19 protein-coding genes, 1 pseudogene and 1 riboswitch are annotated in these 22,368 nt (G+C 72.3%); of the genes and pseudogenes, 13 read left to right on the top strand and 7 right to left on the bottom strand.

The window, feature by feature from the left end:
• Positions 1-335: 335 nt before the first annotated feature.
• A riboswitch (cyclic di-AMP (ydaO/yuaA leader) is annotated at positions 336-490 on the top strand.
• A gap of 13 nt (positions 491-503) precedes the next feature.
• The gene (locus ACZ4NB_RS38105; protein ID WP_467667637.1) at positions 504-1,304 is read left to right on the top strand and encodes a M23 family metallopeptidase; all 801 of its coding nucleotides are present in this window, start codon (positions 504-506) and stop codon (positions 1,302-1,304) included.
• A 205-nt stretch (positions 1,305-1,509) separates the two neighbouring features.
• Entirely contained in the window at positions 1,510-2,199 is a 690-nt protein-coding gene (locus ACZ4NB_RS38100) for a GntR family transcriptional regulator (RefSeq protein ID WP_467667636.1), read from the top strand.
• 349 nt (positions 2,200-2,548) lie between these two features.
• Here the strand turns inward: ACZ4NB_RS38100 and ACZ4NB_RS38095 are convergent, their stop codons facing one another.
• Complete coding sequence (locus tag ACZ4NB_RS38095) at positions 2,549-2,830, bottom strand: HPr family phosphocarrier protein (protein ID WP_026170334.1); 282 nt, start codon at positions 2,828-2,830, stop codon at positions 2,549-2,551.
• Between the two features lie 135 nt (positions 2,831-2,965).
• On the opposite strand from ACZ4NB_RS38095, the gene ACZ4NB_RS38090 reads away from it, so the two are divergent.
• The 4 genes from ACZ4NB_RS38090 (at position 2,966) to ACZ4NB_RS38075 (ending at position 8,691) form a co-directional block, all read left to right on the top strand.
• Positions 2,966-6,079 (top strand): bifunctional acetate--CoA ligase family protein/GNAT family N-acetyltransferase, encoded by a 3,114-nt coding sequence (locus tag ACZ4NB_RS38090; protein ID WP_467667635.1) that lies wholly within the window; start codon positions 2,966-2,968, stop codon positions 6,077-6,079.
• A 58-nt stretch (positions 6,080-6,137) separates the two neighbouring features.
• Positions 6,138-6,731 (top strand): DUF5998 family protein, encoded by a 594-nt coding sequence (locus ACZ4NB_RS38085; protein WP_399150110.1) that lies wholly within the window; start codon positions 6,138-6,140, stop codon positions 6,729-6,731.
• A complete protein-coding gene (locus tag ACZ4NB_RS38080) occupies positions 6,731-7,921 on the top strand; it encodes an alkaline phosphatase family protein (RefSeq protein ID WP_467667634.1) in 1,191 nt (396 codons plus the stop codon). The genes ACZ4NB_RS38085 and ACZ4NB_RS38080 overlap by 1 nt, the downstream gene beginning before the upstream one ends.
• A gap of 110 nt (positions 7,922-8,031) precedes the next feature.
• On the top strand, positions 8,032-8,691 hold the full coding sequence (locus ACZ4NB_RS38075) for a thymidine kinase (RefSeq protein ID WP_467667633.1): 660 nt from the start codon (positions 8,032-8,034) through the stop codon (positions 8,689-8,691).
• 82 nt (positions 8,692-8,773) lie between these two features.
• Here the strand turns inward: ACZ4NB_RS38075 and ACZ4NB_RS38070 are convergent, their stop codons facing one another.
• Entirely contained in the window at positions 8,774-9,775 is a 1,002-nt protein-coding gene (locus tag ACZ4NB_RS38070; protein ID WP_467667632.1) for a ScbA/BarX family gamma-butyrolactone biosynthesis protein, read from the bottom strand.
• A gap of 109 nt (positions 9,776-9,884) precedes the next feature.
• Here ACZ4NB_RS38070 and ACZ4NB_RS38065 point away from each other — a divergent pair, with 109 nt between their 5' ends.
• A complete protein-coding gene (locus ACZ4NB_RS38065) occupies positions 9,885-10,529 on the top strand; it encodes a ScbR family autoregulator-binding transcription factor (protein WP_430976681.1) in 645 nt (214 codons plus the stop codon).
• Positions 10,530-10,881: 352 nt separating this feature from the next.
• Here ACZ4NB_RS38065 and ACZ4NB_RS38060 read toward each other — a convergent pair whose 3' ends face one another.
• Entirely contained in the window at positions 10,882-11,667 is a 786-nt protein-coding gene (locus tag ACZ4NB_RS38060; protein WP_467667631.1) for a VOC family protein, read from the bottom strand.
• Between the two features lie 268 nt (positions 11,668-11,935).
• On the opposite strand from ACZ4NB_RS38060, the gene ACZ4NB_RS38055 reads away from it, so the two are divergent.
• Entirely contained in the window at positions 11,936-12,775 is an 840-nt protein-coding gene (locus ACZ4NB_RS38055; protein ID WP_467667630.1) for a sulfurtransferase, read from the top strand.
• A gap of 87 nt (positions 12,776-12,862) precedes the next feature.
• Here the strand turns inward: ACZ4NB_RS38055 and sepH are convergent, their stop codons facing one another.
• Positions 12,863-13,915, bottom strand: a complete 1,053-nt coding sequence (sepH, locus tag ACZ4NB_RS38050) for a septation protein SepH (RefSeq protein ID WP_467667629.1) — start codon at positions 13,913-13,915, stop codon at positions 12,863-12,865.
• A 497-nt stretch (positions 13,916-14,412) separates the two neighbouring features.
• On the opposite strand from sepH, the gene ACZ4NB_RS38045 reads away from it, so the two are divergent.
• A complete protein-coding gene (locus ACZ4NB_RS38045; protein WP_467667628.1) occupies positions 14,413-15,516 on the top strand; it encodes a hypothetical protein in 1,104 nt (367 codons plus the stop codon).
• Between the two features lie 66 nt (positions 15,517-15,582).
• Here ACZ4NB_RS38045 and ACZ4NB_RS38040 read toward each other — a convergent pair whose 3' ends face one another.
• Together ACZ4NB_RS38040 and ACZ4NB_RS38035 are read right to left on the bottom strand one after the other, a co-directional pair.
• Positions 15,583-16,926 (bottom strand): D-arabinono-1,4-lactone oxidase, encoded by a 1,344-nt coding sequence (locus ACZ4NB_RS38040; protein ID WP_467667627.1) that lies wholly within the window; start codon positions 16,924-16,926, stop codon positions 15,583-15,585.
• Positions 16,927-17,102: 176 nt separating this feature from the next.
• Positions 17,103-18,374: an MFS transporter gene (locus ACZ4NB_RS38035; RefSeq protein WP_467667626.1), complete on the bottom strand. Its 1,272-nt coding sequence runs from the start codon at positions 18,372-18,374 to the stop codon at positions 17,103-17,105.
• Between the two features lie 181 nt (positions 18,375-18,555).
• Between ACZ4NB_RS38035 and ACZ4NB_RS38030 the strand changes: the two genes are divergently transcribed.
• Both ACZ4NB_RS38030 and ACZ4NB_RS38025 read left to right on the top strand, forming a co-directional pair.
• A complete protein-coding gene (locus ACZ4NB_RS38030; RefSeq protein ID WP_467667625.1) occupies positions 18,556-19,710 on the top strand; it encodes a ferrochelatase in 1,155 nt (384 codons plus the stop codon).
• An 88-nt stretch (positions 19,711-19,798) separates the two neighbouring features.
• On the top strand, positions 19,799-20,629 hold the full coding sequence (locus ACZ4NB_RS38025; protein ID WP_467667624.1) for an inositol monophosphatase family protein: 831 nt from the start codon (positions 19,799-19,801) through the stop codon (positions 20,627-20,629).
• Between the two features lie 81 nt (positions 20,630-20,710).
• Here the strand turns inward: ACZ4NB_RS38025 and ACZ4NB_RS38020 are convergent, their stop codons facing one another.
• Positions 20,711-20,887 (bottom strand): hypothetical protein, encoded by a 177-nt coding sequence (locus tag ACZ4NB_RS38020; RefSeq protein ID WP_393496536.1) that lies wholly within the window; start codon positions 20,885-20,887, stop codon positions 20,711-20,713.
• Positions 20,888-21,208: 321 nt separating this feature from the next.
• Between ACZ4NB_RS38020 and ACZ4NB_RS38015 the strand changes: the two genes are divergently transcribed.
• Complete coding sequence (locus ACZ4NB_RS38015; protein ID WP_006602630.1) at positions 21,209-21,862, top strand: response regulator transcription factor; 654 nt, start codon at positions 21,209-21,211, stop codon at positions 21,860-21,862.
• Positions 21,863-21,868: 6 nt separating this feature from the next.
• A pseudogene (locus tag ACZ4NB_RS38010) lies at positions 21,869-22,368 on the top strand (two-component sensor histidine kinase); the annotation flags it as partial.

Here is a 22,368-nt window from a genome sequence, read left to right as displayed (position 1 = left end):
CGTGGCTGAACTTCTACAACACTCGACGCCGACACACCGCGCTCGCAGGACAGCCCCCGATCAGCCGACTGTCACCAAGGTCATGACTGAGTACAGCTAGGTCCGGGCCCGAAGGCACGCCCTGGCCGCCCCGTATGACGGCAGATCAGATACGACCGACGGCTCCCGTGGTGCTCCACTGCCACGGGAGCCGCCGTATGTCCGGTTTATGACGACTGGCCGCGACGCTTCTTGTGGCATCCCGCACAAAAAAGCGGTTCTGTTTGGCGATCGAAAGTTGCCCCGATTAGCGTCGGTCCGGCTGTTCGTCACAACTCCGCCACAACAGTGGCACCGGGCAGTCATCGCCGAGTCCCCGTACGGCGCGAGCCAGGGGAGCCGGGGACCCACACGTCCCTGGGGTGAATCGGACCCCTCTCCGGAGGAGCCCGTAGGAGACCTTCCTGCTCCGAACCCGTCAGCTAACCCGGTAGGCGAGAAGGAAGGAAAGGACAAGCCAGTACATGGCGTTCATACGTGCCACCGGGAAGCACCGTCGTGCGAGCCGCACCGCCCGCTCGACCCGCAACATCGCAGGCATAGCCACCCTCGCGGCCTCCGGCGTTGTCGCCTCGGTGGCCTCGCCGGCGCTGGCCGCCACGGACGAGGCGCGTACCCAGGACACCGGTCTGCAGCAGGCGGTCGTCCTCGGTGACGAGCTCGCCAACCGCATCGAGGCCCAGGCCGACGCGCAGCAGGCCGACGCCGAGGCCGCCGCCGCGCGGGCGAAGGCCGAAGCCGTCGCCAAGAAGCAGGCCGAGGAGGCCCAGCGCCGCGCCGAGGCCGCCAGGAAGAAGGCCAAGGCCGAGCGCGAGGCCAAGGAGCGCGCCGCCCGCGAGGCCGAGCGCAAGCGCCTCAACACCTTCGTCGCCCCGATCGACGGCTCCTACGTGTCCACCGCCTACAAGGCGTCCAGCGGCCTGTGGTCCTCCGGCAGCCACACCGGCATCGACTTCCACGCCGCCTCCGGGACCTCCGTCCACGCCGTCGGCGCGGGCACCGTCGTCGAGGCCGGCTGGGGCGGTTCGTACGGCAACAACGTCGTGATCAAGATGAACGACGGCACGTACACCCAGTACGGCCACCTGTCGTCGATCTCCGTCTCGGTCGGCGAGAGCGTCACCCCGGGCAAGCAGATCGGGCTCTCCGGTGCCACCGGCAACGTCACCGGCCCGCACCTGCACTTCGAGGCCCGCACCACCCCCGACTACGGCTCGGACATCGACCCGATCGCGTATCTGCGCGCGCACGGCGTCAGCGTCTGATCCACCGCGGCCGCCTCCGCATCGCCCGACGCCGCACCGCTGCATCGGCCGACACGCCGCTTCACCCGACGCCGGAACCGTCCATTGGCCAAAAAATATCCATGGATAACCGGAGCCCGTCGGAAAAGCCGTCCCGGTCGAATAGAGTCACGGAAATGCCGCCAACCGGCGGCGTTTCCAGTGGATTACGGCGGAGGCACGGACGATGCGAGGCCATATTTCCGCGCATGCGGTGTGCACGGCGATTCGCGAGGACATTGTCTCCGGTGCGCTGGCGCCGGGGAGCCGGCTGATCGAGGAGATCCTGGCGGCGCGTTACGGCGTCTCCCGGGTGCCGGTCCGCGAAGCGCTGCGCACCCTGCAGTCGGAGGGCTTTGTCACCACCCGCCACCACGCGGGCGCCTGTGTCGCCGAGCCCACCGAGCAGGAGGCCGCCGACCTGCTCGACATCCGCGCGCTGCTGGAGCCGCTGGGCGCTGCCCGCGCGGCCGCCCGCCGCAGCCCGGCCCATCTGAAGGTGCTGCGCGGCCTGGTGCGGCTCGGACGTGAGCGGGCCCGCCACGGCAACCCCGCGGACCTGCGCCAATTGGACGGCTGGTTCCACGAGACGCTCGCCCAGGCGGCCGGCAGCCCCAGCCTGACCGCGCTGCTGACCCAGCTGCGGCGCAAGATCGAGTGGATGTACGCGGTGGAGCCGCCGACCAGGGCCGGCGAGTCCTGGGACGATCACGGCGCGGTGCTGGACGCGGTGGCCCGGGGAGACGCGGAACGCGCCCGCACCCTGATGGCGGCCCATATCGAGCGTTCGCTTCCGGTGTACCGGCTCCGGCGCCCGGCCGAGGCCGAGGTGAGGGATCCGAAACGGCCCGTCAACACAGCACGCGCCCGCTCTTAACAAGGGCCCCGTATACAAAGAGGTGGGCAGGGGGAATAGCGCGCGGGGGAATGGGCGCGAAGGCCGCACGGCGGCTTTTCGTAGCGCGCCGCTAATCCAGTGCGGCTATTCCAGTGCCGGTATTGTGGTTCGCCGTCCACCCGTGTTCGGAATTCCTGGGAGTCCGCGTCGGGCGCTGAACCGTACGGCCTTTTCCGGAGAACGGATCCAGTGGCGGTGCGGCGGTGAGGAGTTTTCGGGCGGGAAGCCTGGCCGGGAAAGAATGCGACCGCAGCGAAACGGCCCCGCCGCGGCGACCGGGTTCCGGTCTCCGCGGCGGGGCCGCCGCATGTACAGGGTCCTGGGGGACTCAGACGGTCTCGGGGAGCTCCTCAAGACCCTCGGCCACGAGCTTCGCCAGGCGGTCGAGCGCGGCCTCGGCGCCCTCGGCGTCGGAGGCCAGCACGATCTCCTCGCCACCCTGGGCGCCCAGGCCCAGGACCGCGAGCATGGAGGCCGCGTTCACGGGGTTGCCATCAGCCTTGGCGATCGTCATCGGGACGCCGGAGGCGGTGGCCGCACGGACGAAGATCGACGCGGGGCGGGCGTGCAGGCCCTCGGCCCAACCGACATTGACGCGGCGCTCAGCCATGGTGTTGCCCTTCAAAGTCGTGACTGTTGTCTAGACCATTCTCGCACGCTGTCGGGAGTGCTCCGGCAGCCCTGAGTCCTGCCCCGAGCGTACGCGGGAGGGCCGGTTGTCAGTGCCCGGTCGTACTCTGTCCGCATGCAGAAGCCGCCGGATCATGCATACCCGACCCACTGGGAAGCCGACGTGGTGCTGCGCGACGGCGGCACGGCGCGGATCCGCCCCATCACCCCCGATGACGCCGAGCGGCTGGTCTCCTTCTACGAACAGGTCTCGGACGAGTCGAAGTACTACCGCTTCTTCGCCCCCTACCCGCGGCTGTCCGACCGCGATGTGCACCGCTTCACCCACCACGACTACGTCGACCGCGTCGGGCTGGCCGCCATGGTCGGCGGTGAGTTCATCGCCACCGTCCGGTACGACCGGATCAACGACCAGGGGCTGCCCGCCAAGGACCCCGAGGACGACCAGGCCGAGGTCGCCTTCCTCGTCCAGGACGCCCATCAGGGGCGCGGGGTGGCCTCCGCCCTCCTGGAGCACATCGCGGCGGTCGCCCGTGAGCGCGGCATCAGGCGGTTCGCCGCCGAGGTGCTGCCCGCCAACTCCAAAATGATCAAGGTCTTCACGGACGCCGGGTACACCCAGAAGCGGACGTTCGAAGACGGCGTGGTCCGGCTGGAGTTCGACCTGGAACCCACCGAGCAGTCCGTGGCCGTGATGCGCGGCCGCGAGCAGCGCGCCGAAGCCCGCTCCGTGCAGCGGCTGCTGGCCCCGGGCTCGGTCGCCGTCATCGGGACCGGCCGCGCCCCCGGCGGCATCGGGCGCACCGCCCTGCGCAACATCCTCACCTGCGGTTTCACGGGGCGGGTGCACGCCGTCAACCACGCCTTCCCCCAGGACATGCGGCGGCTCGACCCCGAAGGGGTGCCGGCGGTCCGTGCGCTCGCAGAGATCCCCGAGCCGGTCGACCTCGCGGTCATCGCCGTCCCCGCCGACAGCGTCCCCGACGTCGTCCGGGACTGCGGCGAACACGGCGTCCAGGGGGTGCTCATCCTGTCCTCCGGCTACGCCGAGTCGGGCCCCGAGGGCAGGGAGCGGCAGCGCGCCCTGCTCCGCCAGGCCCGTTCGTACGGCATGCGGCTCATCGGGCCGAACGCCTTCGGCCTGATCAACACCTCCGCCGACGTCCGGCTCAATGCCTCCCTCGCCCCCCGGATGCCCGGCTCCGGCCACATCGGCCTGTTCACCCAGTCCGGTGCCATCGGCATCGCCCTGCTCAGCGGACTGCATGCGCGCGGCCCCGGCGACGGCGGAATCGCCGGCATCTCCGCCTTCGTCTCGGCCGGCAACCGCGCCGACGTCTCGGGCAACGACCTGCTCCAGTACTGGTACGACGACCCGGACACCGATGTCGTGATCCTCTATCTGGAGTCCATCGGCAACCCCCGCAAGTTCGCCCGGCTCGCCCGCCGCACCGCCGCCGTCAAACCGGTCGTGGTCGCCAAGGGAGCCCGGCACAACGGCACCGCCCCGCTCGGCCACGCCGTACCCACCGTCCGCGTCCCCGACAGCACCGTCGCCGCCCTGATGCGGCAGGCCGGGGTGATCCGCGTCGACACGGTCACCGAACTGATCGACGCCGGGCTGCTGCTGGCCTCGCAGCCGCTGCCGGCCGGCCCCCGCATCGCCATCCTCGGCAACTCCGAGTCGCTGGCGCTGCTGGCCTACGACGCCTGCCTGACCGAGCGGCTGCGTCCGCTGCGCCCCCGAGTGCTGCCCTCCGCGGCCGCACCGGAGGACTTCCGCGCGGCGCTCGCCGAGACGCTCGCGGCCGATGGCTGCGACGCCGTGATCGTCACGGCCATCCCCTGGGTGGGGGAGCAGGACGGCGCCTCCCCGGGCGCCGGTGAGGGCATCGCGCTCGCCGCCGCCCTGCGGAGCGCGGCCGCGGCCCATCCGCACAAGCCCGTCACCGTCGTCCACCTGGCGATGGACGACCTGGCCGAGACGCTGGCGGCACCGCAGGCACCGCAGGCGCCCCCCGAGCCCCATGAGCCCCAGGCATCCGCCGCCCCCGCCGCCCCGGCTGCCGGCCCGCAGGCCCCGTCGCCCGACTTCGCCCCGGCCGAGCCCCGCCCCGCACCGGCCTCGTCGAACCCGCCGTTCCCCCCGGCTCCGCCCGCCCCGCCGGTCCCGCCCGCCCCGCCGGTCCCGCCCGCCCCGCCGGTCCCACCGTTTCCACCCGCCCCGCCACACCGGACGGCCGCCGCCCGCCCCCCGATCCCTCCCGGCCCGCCGCCGTCCGCCCGCACCGCACCGCCGCCGCCCACCCGCGACGCCGAGCCCGAGGCCGCGCCCCGCACCGCCCCTCTGCGTATCCCCGCCTACCCTGCCGCGGAGCGCGCCGTACGCTCCCTCGCCGAGGCGGTCCGCTACGCCGCCTGGCGCCGCGAGGCCGCCGAGCCGGGCCGGGTGCCGGAGTACGACGACATCCAGGAGGCGGCGGCCGGCGCCGACATCGAGCGCCTCCTCGACCGCCTCGCCCCCGACGTCCCCAGCGGCCGCTCCGTCCCGGTGCCGCCCGAGGACGCCGCCGCCCTGCTCGCCCGCTACGGCATCCACACCCGCCCCGTCCTGCCGGCCCCCGACCCGGACAAGGCCGTGCGCGCGGCCGCCCGCCTCGGCTACCCGGTGGCCCTCAAGACCACCGCTCCCCATCTACGCCACCGCTCCGATCTCGGCGGGGTCCGCCTGGACATCGCGAGCAAGTCCGAACTCCGCCGTACCTACGCCGAATTGACCGACTTCCTCGGCTCTCCCGAGGAGCTGCGCCCGGTCGTCCAGGCCATGGTGCCGCGCGGCGTCGACACGGTCATCCGCGCCGCGATCGACCCCGCCGCCGGCGCCGTCCTCTCCTTCGGCCTGGCCGGCGCCCCCTCCCAGCTGCTCGGCGATATCGCGCACCGCCTCATCCCCGCCACCGACAAGGAGGTCGCCGAGCAGATCCGCTCGATCCGCGCCGCCCCGCTGCTGTTCGGCTGGCGGGGCTCCCAGCCCGTCGACACCGCCGCGCTGGCGGAGCTGCTGCTGCGGGTCTCCCGGCTCGTCGACGACCACCCCGAGGTCGTCGGCGTGGACCTCGAACCGGTCGTGGTCGCCCCGCAGGGCCTCTCCGTCCTGGGGGCCGCCGTCCGTCTGGCCCGGCCCCCCGCCACCACCGACCTCGGCCCCCGCCGCCTGCCCGCGTACTGAGCGGCCCCTCGCCCCCACTGGGCCCGTGGCGCCCGGCAGGCCCCGTAGGATGGACCCCATGGCGAAGACCGGTACGACGACCCAGGGGCTGCGCGCGGCGATCGAGCGCAGTGGCTACTACCCGACGCTCGTGGCCGAGGCGGTGCAGGCAGCAGTCGGCAGTGAGCCGGTGGTGTCGTACCTCGTCCATCAGGAGACGACCTTCGACGCCAACGAGGTCCGCCGCCATGTCACGGTCCTGGTCCTGACCGGCACCCGCTTCATCGTCAGCCACACCGACGAGCAGGCCGCCGACGCCACCTCCCCCTCGCCGTACGCCACCACGTCCACCGAGTCCGTCAAGCTGGGCCGGATCTCCTCCGTGGTGCTCAGCCGCGTGGTCGCCAACCCCGAGTCCTACACCCCGGGCCAGCTGCCCCGCGAGGTCGTGCTGACCATCGGCTGGGGTGCCGTCGCGCGCCTGGACCTGGAGCCTGCGGCCTGCGGCGACCCCAACTGCGAGGCGGACCACGGCTACACCGGCTCCTCCACCGCCGACGACCTCTCGCTGCGGGTCAGCGAGGCCGGTGACGGTCCGGACTCGGTCCGTGAGACGCTCGCCTTCGCCCAGGCGCTCTCCGAGGCCACCGCGGCCACCACGAACCCGCGCTGATGGTCGACATCGCCCCCGTCTGGCCGGAACCCGAACCGCTCGACCCGCTCTGCGCCCCGGTACCCCTCTACGGCACCGGCTCACTCGCCGATCTGCTGCCCACCGCCGCCGCGGGCCTCGGTGTTCCCGGCCTCGCCTCGACCATGGAGCTGGCCCCCGCCGACCGGGTCTGCGTCTTCCTGATCGACGGCCTGGGCTGGGAGCTGCTGCGGGCCCACCCGGAGGAGGCGCCGTTCCTCACCTCGCTCCTGGGCACGTCGTTCAACGGCAGCGGCCGCCCGCTCACCGCGGGCTTCCCCTCCACCACCGCCACCTCGCTCGCCTCGGTCGGCACCGGCCTGCCACCGGGCGCCCACGGCCTGCCCGGATACACCTGCGAGGACCCGGCGACCGGCGCCCTGATGAACCAGCTGCGCTGGTACCCGTGGACCGACCCGTATGTCTGGCAGCCGTATCCGACGGTCTTCCAGCTCGCGGACGCCGCCGGCGTCCGCACCTGCCAGGTCTCGGCGCCGAACTTCGAGCAGACTCCGCTCACCAAGGTCGCGCTCAGCGGCGGCACCTTCCACGGCCGGCTCTCCGGTGAGGACCGGATGGACCTCGCAGCCGAGCAGCTCGCCGCCGGCGACCGCTCGCTGGTCTATACCTACTACTCTGAGGTCGACGGCAAGGGGCACCGCTACGGTGTCGACTCCGACGCCTGGCGTGGCCAGTTGATGTACGTCGACCGGCTCGCCCAGCGGCTGGCCGAGCAGCTGCCGCCGCGCAGCGCCCTCTACGTCACCGCCGACCACGGCATGATCGACATCCCCTTCGACCCCGAGTCCCGGATCGACTTCGACGAGGACTGGGAACTGCGCGCCGGCGTACGCCTGTTGGGCGGCGAGGGCCGGGCCCGGCATGTCTACGCACACCAGGGCGCGGCGGCCGATGTGCTCGCCGTATGGCGCGAGGTGGTCGGCGAGCAGATGTGGGTCGCGAGCCGCGAAGAGGCCATCGCGGCCGGGTGGTTCGGGCCGCATGTCGACGACCGGGTGCGGGGGCGGATCGGTGATGTCGTCGCGGCCGCACACGCCGACATGGTGATCATCGCGAGCGAACGAGAGCCCCGTGAATCGGAGATGGTCGGGATGCACGGCTCGATGACCCCCATGGAGCAGCTGGTGCCGCTCCTGGAAGTCCGTACCTGACCCGCACTTCCGCACCACCCCGTACCCGACCCGCACGCCCGACGGCGCCGCCCGCGGCCCGCGCCCGCTGCGACGCCTCCGACCCGACGCGAAAGGCCACCCCCACAGCCGTGTCCGAATTGGTATTTTTCTCCGGAACCATGGATTGCGGGAAGAGCACTCTGGCCCTGCAGATCGGGCACAATCGCTCGGCCCGGGGCCTGCAAGGAGTGATCTTCACCCGCGACGACCGGGCGGGCGAGGGCCGGCTGTCGTCGCGGCTGGGCCTGGTGACCGACGCGGTGGAGGCCGACGAGGGGATGGATCTCTACGCCTACCTCGTCGAACACCTCTCCCAAGGAGGCCGGGCGGACTACGTCATCGTCGACGAGGCCCAGTTCCTCGCCACCGAGCAGATAGACCAGCTCGCGCGGATCGTCGACGATCTCGACCTGGACGTCTTCGCGTTCGGGATCACCACCGACTTCCGGACACATCTGTTCCCCGGCTCCCGGCGCCTGATCGAACTGGCCGACCGCATCGAGTCGCTGCAGGTCGAAGCGCTGTGCTGGTGCGGTGCGCGGGCCACGCACAACGCCCGCACGGTGGGCGGCGAGATGGTGGTCGAGGGCGCCCAGGTGGTGGTGGGCGACGTCGACCAGTCGATGGGGGAAGTGGGTTACGAGGTGCTGTGCCGGCGCCACCATCTGCGCCGGATGACCAGTGCGACGGCCCGGGCCGGTGCGCTGTCGCCGGACGTCCTGCCGGTGTCGGCCGACGCTCCCGGATAGGCCGCGGCGAACGTCAACGCGCGGCCGCCCACATCACCCCTGCGCGTCATCGCACGGACTGACCGGTGAACGCGGGCGCTGGTCAATCAGTGCCCCCAGGGGCCTGTTCGGTTGCCCGCACCGCCCCCGGAAGCGGCGCCCCGCTCAGCCCGGCGCGGAAGACGGTCTGCCCGCCCTGTACTCCGGTGACCTGGACCGCGAGCGGTCCGGCCTCGGAGCGGGGCAGCAACTCGGTCTCGATCCAGCAGGGTTCGTCGAACTCGACATAGCGCGCGAAGCTGGTGGTGATGACGGCGGGGGCGAACCCGGCGGGCGCAATGGTCGCGTGGGCGGCCTGGTAGGCGGCCTCCAGCAGCGCCAGGCCCGGTACATGGTCGACCGGGTGGTCGAAGAGCAGCGTGTTGCCGGTGTCGTTGCGCAGCTGCCAGCGCCGCGGACGATCGCTCGCCGCGAGCACCACATCGGCCGCGCTGGACCGTCCGACCAGCTCGGGGGCGACCGGCGCGGGGAGCGTCCAGCTTCCCCAGTCCACGCCGAGGTGCGCGCCGCGCAGCCGCCGGTACGCCGCCGGCGAGGACCATGCGCATCCGAAGTCCGCGTGCGCCACCGTGGTCCGGCCCTGACGGAGGTGGAGCCTCATGTCCAGCGCCCTGCCGACGCATCCGCTGGGTCCGGTGCCCGAGACCGTGACATCGATGTCCAGATCCGTGGGCCGGTTCTGCGGAAGGCGGAATTCCGGATTGACGGTGAAGTTGAAGTCGTGCAACAACATCTGATGGGACAGCGGCACGCCGTACTCGGCATGGGTGATGACCAGACCGCTCTGCCGGATTGTCTGGGCGAGCACCCGGGGGTCGCACGGCCGCCCGCCGCGGACGGCGGGCCACTGGGCGGTGAGTGAGAATTCGCCGGATCCGCGACTGTTCCAGCCGGTGACGAAGACCCTGTCCGAGTTCTTGAGGTGAGCGTATTCCTGGAGATTCCCGGACGTTGCGGCGGACGGGGCGCCGGAGGAGTCACCGGACCGAAGCGGGGACCTGCGGTCATGTTGCGGCGTGGCTATGCGTGCAGCGGCTTCGGCCATCAAGTCCCCCTGGGTGCGGCCCATCTGACAGAAGTTGACGCTGATAAAATAAACCGGGTCCGCGGTCTTTTTCAACATAGCCGTAAATACTTGGCACGGGAGACATGAGTTGGCGAAACAGGAACGGGCGATCCGGACGCGCAGGGCCTGCCTGGTGGCCGCCGCAGAGATTTTCAACGAATGCGGCTACGAGGCCGCGACGATCGCCGCCATCATCGACCGCGCCCAACTCACCCGCGGGGCGCTGTACTTCCACTTCACCTCGAAGGAGGAGCTGGCGCGCGGGGTGCTCGCCGAGGCGGTGACCACCGAGGGGCTGGTGCCGCAACCCCTCAAACTCCAGGAGTGGGCGGACATAGCGCTTCTGCTGGCCCACCGGTTGCCCAGAGAGCCGCTGCTCAGCGCCTCCATACGGCTGTCCGTCGACTCCAAGGCCCGCGGTATGTTCGGCACCCGCTGGCCCGACTGGATCGAGCTGGTCGGCAAGGTACTCCTGGAGGCCAAGGAGCGCGGGGAGCTTTTACCGCATGTCGATCCGGCCGACACGGCCCGGCTGTTCGTCGGGGCCTGGACGGGCGTCCAGCTCGTGTCCGAGGTCATGCCGGAAGGCCGGGACCTGTCCCGCGAAATCTCCCGGTTGCTGGAGCTGATACTCCCCAATATCGCCGTCCCCGGCGTGCTGGCTCGACTGGACACCTCGCCCTTCCGAGCCGAACGCCTCCTGGGGGCGGACCGTTCCACCGCGGTCTCGTAAGCAGCGCGCATCTCCGCGCCGATGAATGCCGGCCCGGGCATTACCGGGTCAGCCCCGGCCCCCGCCCACCAACAAGTGGACCGTCCGGTATGTTTTGGCTCGGCGGTGCGCTCCTCGGGCTTGAAATCCCTTTTCGTCGACGGTTTTGTCGCCGATGTGTACCGAATTCCGGAGAACCCCCCGCGAGAAACAGGCCGGGTGGTTTCCCGGGGCATTCGGAAAACGCACCAAATGTGCACCGAGCGCACGTCGGCGCCCGCGCCGCAGAGGGAATGCGTCCCGCACGCTCGGCCGTCCGCGGAAATGCGGGGCGCACCCGCGCCGGGGCGCGGTGCGGGGCGAGCGGTGGGGCTCAATCCCGTTCGACGATGCTGAAGACCGCGCCCTCGGTGTCGGCGACCGTCGCCTGGCGGCCGTGGAGTGCGTCGTGGGCCGGCTGGAGCACGTGGCCGCCCAGGTCGGTGACCCGGCGGGCGGCCGCGTCCGCATGGGGCACGGCGAAGTACGTCATCCAGTGCGGGCCCCGGTCACGGGGCAGTGCGTTGCCCACGCCGTGGATGCCGGCCACCGCCTGGCCCTTGAGGTGCAGCGTCAGATAGTCGGCGGCGGGCGGGTCGGACGGGGGCGAGGGCTCCGCCTCGAAGCCGAAGACATGCTCGTAGAACGGGCCGACGGACTCGGTGTCCTGGGTGACCAACTCGTTCCACACCGGAGTACCCGGTTCGCCGGTGGCCGCGGTGCCCATCATCGACTTGCCCTGCCAGATGCCGAAGATCGCGCCCTGCGGGTCGGATGCGATCGCCATCCGCCCCGCGTCATCGTCCGCGTCCAGCGGCCCGACGCCCACCGTCCCTCCGCAGCAACGAATCTGCTCCGCGGTCACATCCGCGTCGTCGCTGGCCAGATAGGTCGTCCAGGCGACCGGCAGATTGCGGTCGGGCGCCAGCTCGCCGAGCCCGGCGACCTCCCTGCCGTCGAGGAAGGCCCGGGAGTACGGACCGAAGTGCTGCGGCCCCGGGCGGAACTCCCAGCCGAACAGCGCGCCGTAGAACTCCTGCGTCACGGGCAGGCTGTGGGCCAGGAGGCTCACCCAGCAGGGCGCGCCGGGCATCCGCCGAGTCGCGGCCTCGGTCGTCATTGTCACTCTCTCCTCGGAGCGTCGGTGTGCGGACCATGTGCGGTACGTGCGGTACGTGCGGTACCGGCGCGGGTCCAGAGCAGATGCTCGCACCCGGTGACCTGGTGTGCGCCTCGGCCGCGCCGTCCGTGGCGCGTTCGCGAGGGAGAATGCCCGTTTTGGTGTTTCCCATCCGTTTCGGCGACGTTACGGCAGGCGGTAACTGCGCCATACGGAGGGTGGGCACCCGCCTTCTGTACGTAGTCATCGCTACGCAAGGATGAGTCCCATGAATGCCATCATCACCGCTACCGAACTCGCGAGCGAGTTGGCGAAGCCCACCGCTCCGGTGCTCCTGGACGTCCGCTACCAGCTCGGCGGCCCGCCCGGCCGCCCCGAGTACGCGACCGGCCATGTGCCCGGCGCGGTCTACGTCGACCTCGACAGCGAGCTGGCCGGACCCCCCGGCAAGGCCGGCCGGCACCCGCTCCCCGACCTCGCGACCTTCGCCGAGGCCATGCGGGCCGCCGGTGTGCGCACGGACCGCCCCGTGGTCGTCTACGACGGCGGCCAGGGCTGGGCGGCCGCCCGCGCCTGGTGGCTGCTGCGCTGGAGCGGTCACCCGGACGTGCGGGTGCTGGACGGCGGTCTCGCCGCCTGGCAGGCGTCCGGCGGGGCCCTGAGCACCGACCAACCGGAGCCGCAGGCGGGTGACTTCACTCCGGTGCCCGGCGCACTGCGGCTGCTGACGGCCGACGACGCCGCCGCGCTCGCCCGTCGGGGTGTTCTGCTGGACGCGCGGGCCGGCGAGCGCTACCGGGGCGAGGTCGAGCCCATCGACCCGGTGGCCGGCCATATCCCGGGCGCGGTCTCCGCGCCGACGACCGAGAACGTCGCCGAGGGCGGCACGGTCTTCCGCGCCGCCGACGAGCTGGCCGAGCGGTTCGCGGCGCTGGGTGCCACGGCGGACGCGGAGGTGGGCGTCTACTGCGGCTCCGGGGTCTCCGCGGCCCATGAGGTGCTGGCCCTCGCGGTCGCGGGCGTCCCGGCCGCGCTGTACGTCGGTTCCTGGAGCGAATGGACCGCCGACCCGTCCCGCCCGGTCGCCACCGGCCCGCAGCCCGGCTGAGCCCCCGCCACGGCGCCCTACGACGTCGTCCGCCCGCCCCCTGGGAGCCGGGGAGCGGGCGGACGGAGGGTGTGCGGTGGCCGGCGGCTACTCCGGCTTCTTCCTCCGGGTGCCGAAGACGATCTCGTCCCAGCTCGGCACGGCCGCCCGGCGTCCGGGCCGTACGCCGTCCGCCTCGGCCTGCCGGTCCGTCGTCCCGGTCAGCCGGTCGCGGTGGCCGGCCACGGCCCGCGGCATCAGCACATCGGCGTACGCGGAACCCGCGCCCGCGCTGGCGGCCGGGGCCGGCGGCTCCTCGACCTCGGCCTCCGGCTCCTCCTCGACCGGCGCCGCCTTGGCGCTCTCGGGGACGACCATGTCGCCGCGGAAGCTGGGCACCGCCTCCAGCAGGCTGGTCAGCGAATCCCGCTCCCGCTCGCCGACGGCCTCCTCGCTGCCGCGCTGCTCGCTCTCCTCGCCACCGGACTGCGCGCGCTCGGACGTCTGCCGGTCCAGCGTGCGGTCCAGCGGCCGGTCGCGCGGCAGCCGCGCGATGCGCGGGACGAACGGGAAGCTCGGCTCGGGGGTGTCGTCGCTCTCGCCGATCAGCGCCCGGGCCTCGTCGTCCACGGCCTGCACCAGTCGGCGCGGCGGGTCGTAGGTCCAGCTCGCCGAGTGCGGCTCGGTCGCGACGCGGTAGACCAGCAGCACCTCCCAGGTGCCGTCGTCCCGGCGCCAGGAGTCCCACTGGACGCTCTCCTTGTCGGCGCCGCGCAGCAGCAGCCGCTCCGCGACCGCCTCACCGAGCTGCGGACCGGTGTTCTCACCGGGGCGCCGTACGGGTGTCTTGCGGGCCCGCTCGGCCATGAAGGCGCGCTCGGCGAGGACCGGGCCCTCGAAGCGGCGCACCCGGTCGACGGGGATGCCGGCGAGCTGGGCGACCTCTTCGGCGGAGGCACCTGCTCTTATACGCGCCTGGATGTCCCGCGGCCGCAGATGGCTCTCGACCTCGATCTCGATCTGGCCGAGCCGCGCGCGGTCATTGCGGACGGCGGCGCGCAGCCGTTCGTCGATCGGAAGCGTGTACTCGGTGCTGTCCGCAGCTTTGAGCACCAGCCGTGTGCCGTCGTTGGAGACGGCCACGACACGCAGTTCGGGCATGGGGACCTCCCGGGTGGTGCCTGCCGACGTCACGTGCGTCGCTGCTTCCGCTAGTCGAGTGTGGCCTGCCCGGGTGCAGCCTGCCACAACATTGCCGAGTTGCCCGGCGTGTCGAGGCTTGGCCCTCAAACGCCGTTATGACACGGTTACCAGTTTGCAACGCTCAGTGACCATGCCGCTTGCCCTGTCGCCGATCACCCGTGCCGAGCGGCGGCGCCCCAGGGTGAGTGCCGCCTTCAAGGCCCCTCCCACGGGTTCCGGGCAGCCGGACGGGAACCGGGGCCAGGGTTCGCCACAGTACTCCATTCGGGCCACTGAGGTGGACCGCCGCGCCGCCGAACTTCTGGGCGGTCAGCGGACTTCGGTCGCCTTGTCGATCTCTCTACCTGCCGCGCGGGTGGCGAGTTTCACAGATTCCTCAAATTCGGAACTGTTGACTCCGCCAATTGGTCACTTCTCCATGCAAGATGGATCGAAGGGGCTATCAAAGGTTGGAGATGGACGAAGAAACCGAAACCGCCACGAAGAAGAAGGAGAAGCGGATCGACCTGAGCGTCGCTCAGGTGGCCGGCAGCGCACTCGCTGCGGCTGCCGCCGCGTACCTCGCGGGGCAGCTCGGTGTTTACGGAACCATCATCGGCGCGGGTGTGGTCAGTGTCGTGGCCACGACCGGCGGTTCGATATTCCAGCACCTGTTCCGGCGCACCGGCGAACAGATCAAGGAGGCATCGGTCGCGACCCGGCCGAAGCCGCGCCGTTCTTCTCTCCGCACTCGATCCACCATCCAGCAGGTACGGCAGGCCGACCCGACCATGGTGCTGCCGACCTTCGACAAGCAGGGCACGGAGGACGAGGTCACCTCCGTCGCCGCAAGGATCCCCGGGCCCGCCACGGCCCGTACCCAGCTGGTCCCGCGGGCCGAGCAGGCCCGGCGCCGCGACCCGGCGAGCGCCCACCCCCTGGAGCGGACCCAGCTCGTACCGCGGCTGGAGGAGCCGACCACGGCGCTGGGCCGGGCGGATACCCGCCCCGTCGGGGCCGCCCCCGCGGCACCCCTGCCGACCGGACGGCCCGAGGAAGTCAGCGCCACGACGTACGGCACCCGGCTGCGCGGCTGGAAGCGGCCGGCGCTGGGCGCGCTCGTGGTCTTCGTGCTCGCCATGGGGGGAGTCACCGCCACCGAGCTGCTCTCCGGGCAGGCGGCGAGCGGCGGCAGCGGCACCACGCTGGGCAACATCACCCGAACCGGTGGCTCAGGCCGGCATCAGCCCGACACCCCGCAGCCGCCCGGGACCGGCCACTCGCCCGGTGACGGTGGCCAGAAGGGCGGCGGTGACGAGCCGTCCCCGGACCCCGGGAAGTCCCACGACGGCCGCAGCGGTGAGGGCGAGGACAAGGGCACGCCCTCGCCGACCCCGAGCCCGTCCGACGGCGGCAGGACCTCGCCGGACCCGGACACGTCACCTTCCACCAAGCCGTCACCCGACGGCTCCACCGGGAGCGACGGCGACACCGGCTCCGGTGACGGCTCGACCGGCGGCGCACACCAGGAGAGCGGGCAGCAGCCCGAAGGGCAGGCACCCACCCCGGGCGCTTCCTGACCCGGGCGGACCCGTGACGGCCGCGCCCGGTGCCCGTAGGCGGGCACCGGTGCGCGGCCGTCGTCGTCAGTCCCCCAGGACCCGCCGCAGATACGCGTTGGTGAACAGGCGGTCCGGGTCCAGCCGGTCGCGCAGCGCGGTGAACTCGCCGAACCGCGGATAGACGTCGGCGAGGTAGGCAGCGTCGCGGGTGTGCAGTTTGCCCCAGTGCGGGCGCCCCTCGTGCGCCGTCATGATCCGCTCGGCGGCCGCGAAGTACGCCTCGTACGGCGTCCCGCGGTACATGTGCACGGCGATATAGACCGTGTCCCGGCCCGAGGCGGTGGACAGCGCCAGGTCGTCGGCCGGCGCGGTGCGCACCTCCACCGGGAAGCTGACCTTGAAGCCCGCGCGCTCCACCTGGGCCTTCAGCTCGCTCAGCGCGGTGACCGCGGCCGCGCGGGGCAGCGCGTACTCCATCTCCACGAAGCGCACCCGCCGCGGCGAGGTGAACACCTTGTAGGGGATGTCGGTGTACGTACGGGCCGACAGCGCGCGGCTGGAGATCTTGGCGATGCCCGGTATGGCGGCCGGCACCGCCCGCCCGACGGCGCAGGCGGCCTGGAAGACCCCGTTGGACAGCAGCTCGTCCTCGACCCAGCCGCTGACCCTGCCGGGGGGTGCCGCCGGGCCCTGGCTGCGGTTGTTGCGCTTGGTGTTGCAGCTGTCGGTGTGCGGGAACCAGTAGAACTCGAAGTGCTCGTTCTCGGTGACCAGCTCCTCGAACCGGTCGGTCACCTCGTCGAAGGGCATCGGTTCCTCGCGGGCGGTCAGCAGGAACTCCGGCTCCACGGCGAAGGTGAGTTCGCCGATCACGCCCAGCGCGCCCAGGCCCAGCCGGGCCGCGGCGAAGACGTCCGGGTTCTCCTCGGCGGAGCAGGTCAGTACCGAGCCGTCCGCGGTGACCAGTTCCAGGGCGGTGATCTGGGCGGCGATCGACGCCGAGTCGCGCCCGGTGCCGTGGGTGCCGGTGCTGGTCGCCCCGGAGACCGTCTGCTCCATGATGTCGCCCATGTTGGTCAGCGACAGCCCGTGCGCGGCGAGCGTGGTGTTCAGGTGCCTCAGGGGCGTGCCGGCGGCGACCGTCACCGTCCCGGCCTCGCGGTCGATCCGGCGGACGCCGGTCAGCCGCTCGGGGCGGAGGAGCAGCCCGTCGGTGGCGGCCGCCGGGGTGAAGGAGTGGCCGGTGCCCGCCGCCTTGACCGTCAGCCCGTCCGCGGCGGCGGCGCGGACCGCGGCCGCCAGCTCCTCGGTGTTCGCCGGGGCCACGCTCCGGGCGGGGCGGGCGGTGACGTTGCCCGCCCAGTTGCGCCATGCTCCGGTTGTCGTGCCGCGCCCTCCCGAGCCGCCGACGGCGCTGCTGACTGCCATGGTGAGCCCCTCCCTCCACGCCCGGCCGGGCGTCGGTGTGAGCGCATGATGTCAGTCGCCGACGCGCCGTCCACAGGGGGTGACGGGAATCACATGATCAAGGAATCGGCCGGAATCGCCCGGCTCCCGGACATCTCGTACCGGCGGTAACGGGGCGGGGTGCGTCCGGCGGCGCCCTACGCGACGCTCTCCTCGTCCCGGCGCTCCACGGGCGCGGCATCCCGACCCGGAACCTCCGCGCCGGTCCCGCCCGCCGCCGAGGGCGCCGGCCGCGGACGGAGCCAGCGGTAGCCCGCGAACGCGACCAGCATGGCGAGCACGCCCGCCGTCCCCGGCACCAGATAGCCGCGGGCGGCACCGGCGGCGTCCACCACCCAGCCGGCCGCCGACGAGCCCAGCGCGACCCCCACCGCCAGTCCGGTGCTGGTCCACGTCATGCCCTCGGTCAGCTTCGCCCGCGGCACATGCTCCTCGACCAGCGCCATCGTGGTCACCATCGTCGGGGCGATGGACAGCCCCGCCAGGAACAGCGCACCGGCCAGCAGCGGCAGCGAGCCCACCAGCTGCAGCGGCACCATGCTCACCGCCATCGCGCAGACCCCCACCGTCCAGCGCCGGGCCGGGTGGCCCTTGAGGTGCAGCAGCCCGAAGACGGCGCCGGCCACACACGAGCCCAGCGCGTAGACCGCCAGCACCAGGCTCGCCGCGGCCTTGTGCCCCTCCTCCTCGGCGAACGCCACGGTCACCACGTCGATCGCCCCGAAGATCGCACCCGTGGCCACGAAGGTCACCACCAGCACCTGCAGTCCCCGGGAGCGCAGCGCCGAGCCCTTGGCCCGGTGCTCCCGCGGATGCGGCACCGGCTCCGTCGTACGCTGCGCCGTCAGCCAGAAGACCCCGGCCGCCAGGAAGCCGCCGGCCAGCAGTGGGCCGGCCTCCGGGAACCACGCGGTGGACAGGCCGATCGACAGGATCGGGCCGACGATGAAGCACATCTCGTCGACGATCGACTCCCATGAGTACGCGGTGTGCAGCTCCCGCGGGGAGCCCCGGTAGAGCTCGGCCCAGCGCGCCCGGATCATCGAGCCCACGCTCGGCACACACCCCACACAGGCCGCGAAGGCGAACAGGGTCCAGTCCGGCCAGCGCTGCTGTGCGCTCAGCAGCAGACCGGCCACCGCGGCGAGCGACACCAGCGTGGCCGGCCGCATCACCCGGCGCTGGCCGTGCAGGTCCACCAGCCGGGAGATCTGCGGGCCGATCACCGCGGCGGACAGCGCGATGGCCGCCGACAGCGCGCCCGCCAGGCCGTAGCGCCCGGTCAGCTGGGAGACCATCGTGACGATGCCGATGCCCATCATCGACAGCGGCATCCGTCCCAGGAGGCCGGCGGCGGAGAAGGACTTGGTGCCGGGCCGGCCGAATATGGCGCGGTAGGGACTGGGCAACGGGGGCGCTCCGCCGGATGAGGACCGAAGATCGGTAAGGAATGTATGTGGCCGATACAGCTTACGTCCGGTGGGGTGCCGTCCGCCTCCGGATTTCCCGTCGTGCCGAAGCGCCCCGCCGGCCCCTTCCGCGCACCGGACCTGCCCGCCGTACCCGGACGAAGGGTGGCAGGATCGACGCATGCCCGAACAGTGCGATCCCAGCCCCTATGACGCCCTGCTGCTGCTCTCCTTCGGCGGTCCCGAAGGCCCCGACGACGTCGTCCCGTTCCTGGAGAACGTCACCCGCGGCCGCGGCATCCCCCGTGAGCGCCTCAAGGAGGTGGGACAGCACTACTTCCTCTTCGGCGGCGTGAGCCCCATCAACGCCCAGAACCGCGCCCTGCTGGACGCACTGCGCCGGGACTTCGCCGAACACGGCCTGGATGTGCCCGTCTACTGGGGCAACCGCAATTGGGCGCCCTACCTGACCGACACCCTGCGCACGATGGTGGGCGACGGCCACCGCCGGATCGCCGTCCTGGCGACCAGCGCCTACGCCTCGTACTCGGGCTGCCGGCAGTACCGCGAGAACCTCGCCGACGCGCTCGCCGCCCTCCAGGCCGAGGGACTGCCGGTGCCGCGGGTCGACAAGCTGCGGCACTACTTCAACCACCCCGGCTTCCTCCGCCCGATGATCGACGGTGTGCTGGCGTCGCTGGAGGCCCTGCCCGCGGCGGCCCGCGACGGCGCCCACATCGCCTTCACCACCCACTCCATCCCCACCGCCGCCGCCGACACCTCCGGCACGCCCGCGGACCACACCAAGGACGGCGAGGGCGGCGCCTACGTCGCCCAGCACCTCGACGTCGCCCGGGTGATCGCGGACGCGGTACGCGAGGAGACCGGTGTGGACCACCCCTGGCAGCTCGTCTACCAGTCCCGCAGCGGCGCCCCGCACATCCCCTGGCTGGAGCCGGACATCTGCGACCACCTGGAGGAGCGGCACGCGGCCGGCGTCCCCGCCGTGGTCATGGCCCCCATCGGATTCGTCTCGGACCACATGGAGGTCAAGTACGACCTGGACACCGAGGCCACCGCCAAGGCCGCGGAGCTGGGCCTGCCGGTCGCCAGGTCGGCCACCGTCGGCGCCGACCCCCGGTTCGCCGCGGCCGTCCGTGACCTCCTCCTGGAGCGCGCGGCGACCGAACGGGGCCGCAGCCCCGAGCGCTGCGCCCTGGGCGCCCTGGGCGCCGGCCACGACCTGTGCCCGATCGGCTGCTGCCCGGCGCGCGCCCCGCGCCCGGCCGCCGCCGGCGCCGACTGGCACGGCCCGGTCGCCCAAGCCCCCGCGTAGCCCCCGTACGCCCGCCCCGGCCCGTACGCCCGCGCACGCCGTACGCCGTACGCCCGCCCGACCACCGCTCGTCCGAGCAAGGAGCATCGTGCCCGACCCGCTGCACCCCGACCCGACGCCGACCGACGCGCTCCACGACGAGCTGCTCGGGCTCGCCCTGGAGGCGGCCCGCCGCGCAGGCGAGCTGCTGCGCGACGGCCGGCCCGCCGACCTCGGCGTGGCCGCGACGAAGACCAGCCCCATCGACGTCGTCACCGAGATGGACCTCGCCTCCGAGAAGCTGATCACCGGCTTCATCGGGGAGGCCCGCCCCGACGACGGCTTCCTGGGCGAGGAGGGCGCCAGCACCGACGGCACCAGCGGCATCCGCTGGGTCATCGACCCCATCGACGGCACCGTCAACTACCTCTACGGCCTGCCGTCCTGGTCCGTGTCCATCGCGGCCGAGCAGGACGGCGAGGCGGTCGTCGGGGTGGTGGCCGCCCCGATGCGCGGCGAGACCTACCAGGCCGTCCTGGGCCGTGGCGCGTTCAACAACGGCGAGCGCATCCGCCACCGGCCCGCGCCGCCGCTCTCCCAGGCGCTGCTGGGCACCGGCTTCGGCTATCTGGCCGAGCGCCGGGCGGCCCAGGCGGAGGTGGTGCGCACCCTGCTGCCGCAGGTGCGCGACATCCGGCGGGGCGGCTCGGCAGCCATCGACCTGTGCGATGTGGCCTGCGGCCGGCTCGACGCCTACTTCGAGCGGGGCCTGAACCCCTGGGACCTGGCCGCCGGGGCCCTGATCGCCCGCGAGGCCGGCGCGCTGACCGGCGGCCGCCCCGGCCGGGTCGCCTCCCACGAGCTGACGCTCGCCGCCTCCCCGGCCCTCTTCGCCGAGCTCCAGCCGCTCCTGGACGACCTCGGCGCCTGGCACGACTGATCCGGGCCGGACGCGGACACGGCAGCGCCCCGGCGCCCTTGAGGGGGTGCCGGGGCGCTGCCGTCGTGCGCCGGCGGGCGGTCAGGCGTTGCTGACCGCCCCGTAGCGCACACCGTGCTCGCTCGCCAGGCGCTGCAGGTCTTCGAGCTCGGCCTGCTCGACCTCGGCGAGGAAGTCGTCGCCCGCAGCGCGGGCCTGGTCCAGATCTTCTTCGGTCTTCTCTATGCGCTGCAGAATGCCTGCGGTGAACGCGTCCATGTGCGCCCCCTCGTCGTGGGTCGGTGGCACGGGGTGTGCCGACGGGTGGGTGATCACGGCGTGGTCCCTGCGATGGAACTAGTTCATGGCGGGTCGCCGAAAAAACAGGGCGTGATCGCGGGTGTGCAGTCGTCCTCCCCACGAGCAACCTCAGGGAAACCTCAACCCGCCCGGGAATCCTGCCCGTCGGCCTCCGCGGACCCCCTCGCGGCCGCCCGGCACCCCCTCTTACCGCCGGTTTACGGCTGTTCAGGGCAGGATGGAAGCACTCCCAGACATTGTTTGTGCTGCCCGAAAGGGCCCTGAGGAAGGACTAGCGACGTGCGTGTTCTCGTCGTCGAGGACGAGCAGCTGCTCGCCGATGCGGTGGCCACCGGACTGCGCCGGGAGGCCATGGCCGTCGACGTGGTCTACGACGGCGCTGCCGCCCTGGAACGTATCGCGGTCAACGACTACGACGTCGTCGTGCTCGACCGCGACCTGCCGGTCGTCCACGGCGACGATGTCTGCCGCAAGATCGTCGAGCTGGGGATGCCCACCCGCGTCCTGATGCTCACCGCCTCCGGCGACGTCAGCGACCGCGTCGAGGGCCTGGAGATCGGCGCGGACGACTACCTGCCCAAGCCCTTCGCCTTCACCGAGCTCACGGCCCGGGTGCGGGCCCTGGGACGGCGTACGACCGTCGCGCTGCCGCCCGTCCTGGAGCGGGCCGGCATCAAGCTCGACCCCAATCGCCGCGAGGTGTTCCGCGACGGCAAGGAGGTCCAGCTCGCCCCGAAGGAGTTCGCGGTGCTGGAGGTCCTGATGCGCAGCGAGGGCACGGTCGTCTCGGCCGAGCAGCTCCTGGAGAAGGCATGGGACGAGAACACCGACCCGTTCACCAACGTCGTACGGGTCACGGTCATGACCCTGCGGCGCAAGCTCGGCGAGCCCGCGGTGATCGTCACCGTCCCCGGCTCGGGATACCGGATCTGACCGGCGATGCCCTCCCTGCCCTCGTTCTCCAAGGCGGCGGCCCCACCGCCGCCCATGCCCCCCAAGCCCACCTGGGACCCCCGACCGGTCAACATCCGGCCGTTCCCGTGGCTGCGCCCCACCATCCGGATACGGCTGACGCTGCTGTACGGCGGCATGTTCCTGATGGCGGGGATCGTGCTGCTGACGATCATCTACATGCTGGCCGCGGACGCCCTGCACGACGGCAGCGCACTACCGCTGAAGATCCTCGGCGGCAAGTTCGAGTCGACCAGCGACATCTGCGACCTGCCCACCCAGACGTCCGGGCCGCTGCTCCAGGAGGCCGTCAACCAGTGCCTCCAGCAGCAGCGCGCGGTGGCCCTCAACAGCCTCCTCAACCGCTCCCTGCTGGCACTGCTGGGCCTGACGGTGGTGGCGTTCGCGTTCGGTTATGCGATGGCGGGGCGGGTGCTGGCGCCGTTGGGGCGGATCACGCGGACGGCGCAGCGGGTGGCGGGTTCGGA

Source organism: Streptomyces sp. NPDC026575 (genome assembly GCF_055567415.1).
This window is presented reverse-complemented; position numbering and strand designations above follow the sequence as displayed.